The following is a 7,017-nucleotide window of genomic DNA, read 5'->3' as shown; positions in this document are numbered from 1 at the left end:
GGAACTAGCATGCTGAACAGTCTTAATTGACCAATGACAAAATTTAGCTTTTATCTTTCTCTTTCTTCTGTTGAAATAAATTTATAAAATTTTCAAAGAACTTCCTTTTACAAACATAGGATGACAAAGAAAGTAGATTCCGGCTCCCGGCTCGAGCCTAGCGAATAGACTAAGTGAACAGGTTCGGAATGACAAGGATTATATAGAAATGCAACACAAGCAAATACATGAATTATTAAAGCATATCAAAGTTTCAATATTCTAAAACTTCTAACTATCATCATTTAATGCGTTTTATTCAAGGTGAACCTTTTCAAGTTTATGTATTGGGGCACTCATTAGGTTTATCAGACCGAACGATGCTTAAAGAAATTTTTGAACACGATAATTGTAAGTCAATTAAATTGTTTTACCATAAAAAAGTGAAACAGAAAATGATTTCACAGAGAAAGTTTATGAATTGGCGAATCATTTTACAGATAAAGGGTTGATGAGAAAAAAATTAGTTCCTTTTGATAAGTCAAGTAAATTGTGAAATATAACTATTACTTTATTCAGAATAATTGATTATCAATAATAATATAATACGGAAAATCATTTTAAAATAAAATAAAAAACTACTACCAAGCACCCTAGCCTATAGCTGCTATTCATTCTATATTACTAACCAGCAGAGCAGCCCTAAACTCTTCTTTTGGTGGCTCTTATTTTAGAAAATTTTATTAAGAATAAAAATTAGAGCAAATGAAAAAAAAAGGTTAAAACATACTTAAAATCAAAAAAAGTATATTTTTGTTAATGTAAGAAATTTTAACATCTATTTAATGTTTACGACAAATTTATTTTCAAGAAAAAGCACTTGCAAATTACGACTCCATTATTTGGTGGTTTTGTGTTTCATGTTTGCGCCTTTATTAACCGCTCAAAACACGCCAAAGAATCATAATGGAAATGCTCCGTATACCAAAGTGTATAATTTGACCTCCTTTTCTAATCCGAAAAAGAACAACATGGAGCAGTGGAAAAAGCACAATATTACTAAAGATTATGCCCATCCTGAATTTGGTTTGCTTTCCAATGAAGCACCCTGCTCTGATTGTATTGAAGTAATTAGTAAACGAAAAGAGGATGAAAAATACTATGTTGACCTTCAAAACCCTTCTTTGTTTTACATTCAAAAAGCATTGGGCGATCTGCATTATAAAAAAGACGGACAATGGCTTACTATCGATTCAAGGATTAAATCTATTGGACCTAACCTATATGAATCAAGCTTTTACCCAGAACCCGTAGGAATTGAAGTAGATAAAAATCGAACTTACATTAAAACACCAAAAGGGAAAGTGTATTTTAATAGTTGGACCCTTTGGTCACGCAATCAAGGTGTGGAACAAATGCAAGCTAAGGCAAATTGGTCTAACTATACCATAGGAGAAGATGGGATGTATATTCATAATATCTTTGATGGAATCGACGCCGAACTTATTGTGTTTAGAGGCGCTGTAAAAACAAATTTTATAATGAAAAAAAATAAGTTTGGCACTTTTGACGAACTTATTTTTAAAGATGAATTCCAACATCAAACCGCACTACAGTTGGATTTTACAGAAGCCCCAGGAAATGAAGAAGGTAACGGTACCCTATCCGTTTCCAACATCACCGAATTAATATCCGTTAGTCCCGCGATTATTTATCCAAAGGGTGGCGATAAATCGATGCTGCAACATGCTGCTTATACTATTAAAGAAAATAAAATGGGGATCGTAGTACCCTACACATGGATTGCCTCATTGATTGATGAATATGAATTGATAATTGATCCTTTGGTATCAGGAAGCAATACTTTAGCACAAGCTTCCATTACAGGCTCAAGATATAATGCTAGTTGTAACTTTACAAATTCATGTGATTATAATTTGTCGGTTACCCAACCCGCAGCTACTACCCTAACGGATGTTACATTTTCTTTTTCGTATTTAGCCAACGGAACTACTTGCTGGTTACAAGATGGTGCTTTTCGCCTAGCTACTAGTACCTGTGTGAGTCCGGCAGCGGCTGGGTATTATTGGCTTTGTAATAGTATTGGAGGTGGTACTTGTGCAGCAAACAATATCTCTATTTTTTCCGATTTACAAAGTTGCCTTCCTGCTCCTAATTGTGCTACCCAAACCATTCCTTTTGTACTTCGCTTTTATAGAAGTTGTTGGGGAGCAACAGGTTGTAGTTCTACCTGTATTGGAGCGGCAAGTCCGTTAACCATTACCTTATTTGGACGCACCACCGAAACACCTGCCACTACTTCTGGAGGAATTAACGTAAGTAGTACAACTGTTTGTCAGAATTCAAGTATGGCCGTAAGTACCAATGGCGGACAATATGGTGTTCCTCCTTACACTTACACATGGAGTTTTAATGCTACCGGAACACCTGCTGTAGGAACAGGATTGAATCCTACTATTACGTTCCCTGTTGCTGGTGCACAAACTCTTTATTTACTTACTTCGGATAGCTGTGGTAATATTACTACTAATGCTCAAAATATTACCGTAAATCCAATCGTAATTCCTAGTGTTAGCATAGTTGCTACCCCAAGCGGCCAAATTTGTCCAGGAACTAGTGTTACTTTTACAGCAATACCCGTAAATGGTGGCACTACTCCTATTTATCAATGGAAAAAGAACAGCCTAAACGTAGGAACCAATTCTGATACTTATACCGATACCTCGCTTAACAATGGCGACAGTATTACTGTGGAATTAGTATCGAATTTACCTTGTACATCTGGATTGGTAACCAGTTTGCCGTATGTGGTTTCCGTAGCAAGTTCTAATAACCCTGAGCCTGATGTGGTGAGTTTGCCCGTTTTAACCGCATCTTGTTCCTTAACCCTAACCAGTGCTCTTTTTCCAACAGCAACTAATCCATGTACTGGTGAAGTTGTAACTGCCACTACAACAGATCCTCTAACCTATACGTCGCAAGGAACATACACGATAACATGGCAATATGTAGATTCCAATGGGCAAACTGCATCGCAAACTCAACAAGTTATAATTAACGATACAACTCCTCCGGTGCCCTATATAGCAACTTTAGCTGCTGTGAATGCACAATGTCAGGTAACTTCAATCCCTGCTCCAACCGCTATCGATAATTGTGATGGAGCGCTTATCGGAACTACAACCACTACATTCCCAATCACGACTTCAACAACTGTAGTTTGGACTTTTGTGGATGCTAGCGGAAATACTATTACTCAAAATCAAAGTGTGGTGATACAAGATACTACTGCACCAGTAGCCGATATAATAAGTTTACCGGCTGTGAATGCACAATGCGAGGTAACCACAATCACTGCTCCAACTGCTACCGATAACTGTGATGGAGTGCTTACCGCAACTACTTCAACTACGTTCCCAATCACGGCTTCTACCACAGTAGTTTGGACTTTTGTGGATGCTAGCGGTAATGTGACTACTCAAAATCAAAGTGTGGTGGTACAAGATACTACTGCACCAGTGCCCGATGTAACAAGTTTACCAGCAGTAAATGCACAATGTCAGGTAACCACAATCACTGCTCCAACCGCTACCGATAATTGTGATGGAGCGCTAACTGCAACTACTTCAACTACGTTCCCTATCACGGCTTCTACCACAGTAGTTTGGACTTTTGTGGATGCTAGCGGTAATGTGACTACTCAAAATCAAAGTGTGGTGGTACAAGATACTACAGCACCAGTAGCCGATATAACAAATTTACCTGCTGTGAATGCACAATGTCAGGTAACCGCAATCACTGCTCCAACTGCTACTGATAACTGTGATGGGGCGCTTACCGCGACTACTTCAACTACGTTCCCAATCACGGCTTCTACCACCGTAGTTTGGACTTTTGTCGATGCTAGTGGAAATACCTCTACGCAAAATCAAAGTGTGGTGGTACAAGATACTACAGCACCAGTAGCCGATATAACAAATTTACCTGCTGTGAATGCACAATGTCAGGTAACCACAATCACTGCTCCAACTGCTACCGATAACTGTGATGGGGCGCTTACCGCGACTACTTCAACTACGTTCCCAATCACGGCTTCTACCACCGTAGTTTGGACTTTTGTCGATGCTAGCGGAAATACCTCTACGCAAAATCAAAGTGTGGTTATTGAGGTTGTAAATTTGGTCATCACGAATCCAGCCCCTATATGTAGTGGAAACACGGCTGATATCACGCAAGCTACAGTAACAACAGGAAGTACGGGAGGTGGTACCTTATCATATTGGTATGATTTAGCTGCAACAAATCCGATACTAAATCCGTCAAGCATAGCGGTTAGTGGTACATATTACATTCAAAGTAGTAATGGAATTTGTGCTGACATCAAGCCTGTAGAAGTTAATATTAAAGATATACCTAGTGTTAGCATTTCGGGTAGTACAATTTGTAAAAACAGTTATGGAACCGTAACATTCAATGGTACTCCCTATACAATGGTTACTTTCAACGTGGATGGTGGTCCCGATCAATTCATTCCGCTTGACCTTAATGGTTATGCAACATTAGACACTCCGTCTTTAACGAATTCAAGTGTCTATAATCTGGTAAACATAAGTTATCAAACCCTTCCATTGTGTAGTGTCCCTCTAAACGAAAGTGCAACTGTATTTGTTGTAGAACCTGCATTTGATTTTAGCTATGTAGTTAGTGAGGCATTTGCTATTCATCCCACTATAACCATCACACCTATAAATGACAATGGGTTTCATTTATATCAATTGGATAATGGTGTTCCACAGTCCTCTAATACATTTACAGGGGTATCCCCAGGAAATCATACCATTACTTTGATAGATATGTATGCTTGTACATCGGTAACCAAACAAGTAAGAATAATAGATTATCCGAAGTTTTTTACACCAAATGGAGACGGACAAAATGATTATTGGAATATCATTGGTATGGATCAATCCACAGCTAAACTTTATATTTTTGACCGATATGGCAAGTTAATAAAACAAATTAGCACCTTAAGCAATAGTCCGGGATGGGATGGGACCTTTAACGGTGAAATGTTGCCTTCTTCTGATTATTGGTTTACGGTTGAATATGAAGAAGACAACACAATAAAGACCTTTAAATCGCACTTTTCGCTAAAACGATAGCTTTTTATTTGTCTCCTTTTACAATAAGTTGATGGAACATTCCCCATCAGCTTATTTTTTGAAGTTTGTTTTTCTTTTAGCTACATACAAGCGCTTGCCATAATCTAAAGAAGCGTACAAGTGTCCTATTTTTATTTTAAGCAAGCATAAAAATCTATAAAGACTTAAAAATTGTACTTTTTAATCGCTAGCACCAATCAAATGGATTTCCCGATCGTGCGCGAATCCTTTCACGTTCGACAACTAGGAATAAGTTGCTGACTCGAGCCTAGCGAACAGGCGAAGCAAACGAGATTCCGAAACGAGTTCGGAATGACAAGAAGGGAGTGAATTCATTCCGGAGCCTGTACTGAGCAGAGAAGTGTCATCATGAGGGATGAATCTCGACTGCGCTCGATTTGACAATGGAGTCTTCAGTTTAAAGTGTATTTGAATGCGTTCGATTTGACCATGAGGAGTTGTAACTGTATTACACTGTGCTTAATGTAATAGGAAGTTCATGCCAATAAAAAAACTGAATTCGTTTGAATTCAGTTTTTTTATTATTCTTAAAGTGTTTGTTTACACTCTTCCTTTTAATGAATTGAAAACCCAAGCGTTGGCTAGAAAACCAACCCCAACAGCTCCAAAACCCCAGCCTGCTACATCAGCATATCGATAAACACCTAATCCAATTAAGATAAAGCCCATGATCACCATGATTAAGGTAGCCCAACCTAGCACTGTATTTTTATTCATTCCTACACTCATAACTATTAGATTTGGTTAATATTTTTGGTTCGCAAATATCGTAAATTTTGCCAAAGGGTACTATACAAATTAGTTAAATATCTTTACTAGCATTTCTTTGAGTAAATCCGATTGGGGTAAGGCATTGGCGCCAACTCCTTTGCTTTTCAAATCGATATCTTTTAAAGTCGCCACGATACTACTCACTTTTTTCATCGGGTAATTTCTAGCGGCCAACTCATAATCCTTCACGAAGTAGGGATTTACTCTTAGCGCCGCCGCTACATTTTTAGGGTTTTTATCTTTCAGACCATGGTATTGCAACAATTGCGAAAAAAAACCGAAGACCAAGCCTACCGTGAGTACCATGGGATTGTCTTTGGCGTTTTGTGCAAAATAATCGGCAATTTGATAGGCTTTTATTTGATTGCGCTCTCCAATGGCTTTTCGGAACTCAAATGGGTTATAATCCTTACTAAAACCAATATTTTCTTCTATGATGGCTGGAGTCACGGTTTCGCCAGGTTTTAGAATAATGGCTAACTTATCGATTTCATTTGCAATTCGACTTAAATCGGTTCCCAAGAAATCGACAAACATTTGTGCTGCTTTGGGTTCGATTTGGAGTTTTTTACCCGAAAGTACTCGCTTCAACCAATCGCCTACCTGATTTTCATAGAGTTTTTTACTTTCAAAAACGACTCCGTTTTTCTCTAATACTTTTGTTACTTTTTTTCGCTTGTCTAAGGTCTTGTATTTGTAACAAAGCACCAACACTGTAGTCTCTTGTGGATTTTCGGCATAGGCTTCCAATTTGTCAATGGTACGCGACAGTTCCTGCGCTTCTTTCACGATAACCACTTGTCGATCTGCCATCATGGGATAACGTTTGGCATTGCCTACGATATCTTCAACGGTTACATCACGTCCGTATAATATGGTTTGATTGAAGTCTTTTTCGTGTTCTTGTAGAATATTTTGCTCAATAAATTCGGCTAACTTATCAATATAATAAGGCTCCTCTCCCATCAGGAAATAGATGGGTTTGATGATTCCGGATTGTATCTCTTTAATGATTTTTAAAACTTCGTCCATGAATTCTTTTTAGCGCAGACCGGCGGTTGTG

At 38.1% G+C, this 7,017-nt stretch carries 3 protein-coding genes; 1 reads left to right on the top strand and 2 read right to left on the bottom strand.

Annotation, left to right across the window (positions count from 1 at the left end; all coding sequences use genetic code 11):
• Positions 1-824 precede the first annotated feature (824 nt).
• Positions 825-5,162: a T9SS type B sorting domain-containing protein gene (locus NAT50_RS05040; RefSeq protein ID WP_250592025.1), complete on the top strand. Its 4,338-nt coding sequence runs from the start codon at positions 825-827 to the stop codon at positions 5,160-5,162.
• A 561-nt stretch (positions 5,163-5,723) separates the two neighbouring features.
• Here the strand turns inward: NAT50_RS05040 and NAT50_RS05035 are convergent.
• On the bottom strand, positions 5,724-5,900 hold the full coding sequence (locus NAT50_RS05035) for a CAL67264 family membrane protein (protein ID WP_250592038.1): 177 nt from the start codon (positions 5,898-5,900) through the stop codon (positions 5,724-5,726).
• An 81-nt stretch (positions 5,901-5,981) separates the two neighbouring features.
• Entirely contained in the window at positions 5,982-6,986 is a 1,005-nt protein-coding gene (gene holA / locus NAT50_RS05030; protein WP_250592024.1) for a DNA polymerase III subunit delta, read from the bottom strand.
• Between the last annotated feature and the right edge of the window lie 31 nt (positions 6,987-7,017).

Origin of the sequence: Flavobacterium luminosum, from assembly GCF_023635005.1 — a bacterium.
Classification (GTDB): Bacteria; Bacteroidota; Bacteroidia; order Flavobacteriales; family Flavobacteriaceae; genus Flavobacterium; species Flavobacterium luminosum.
The sequence above is the reverse complement of the archived record's forward strand: the minus strand, read 5'-3'. Positions and strand labels throughout refer to the sequence as shown.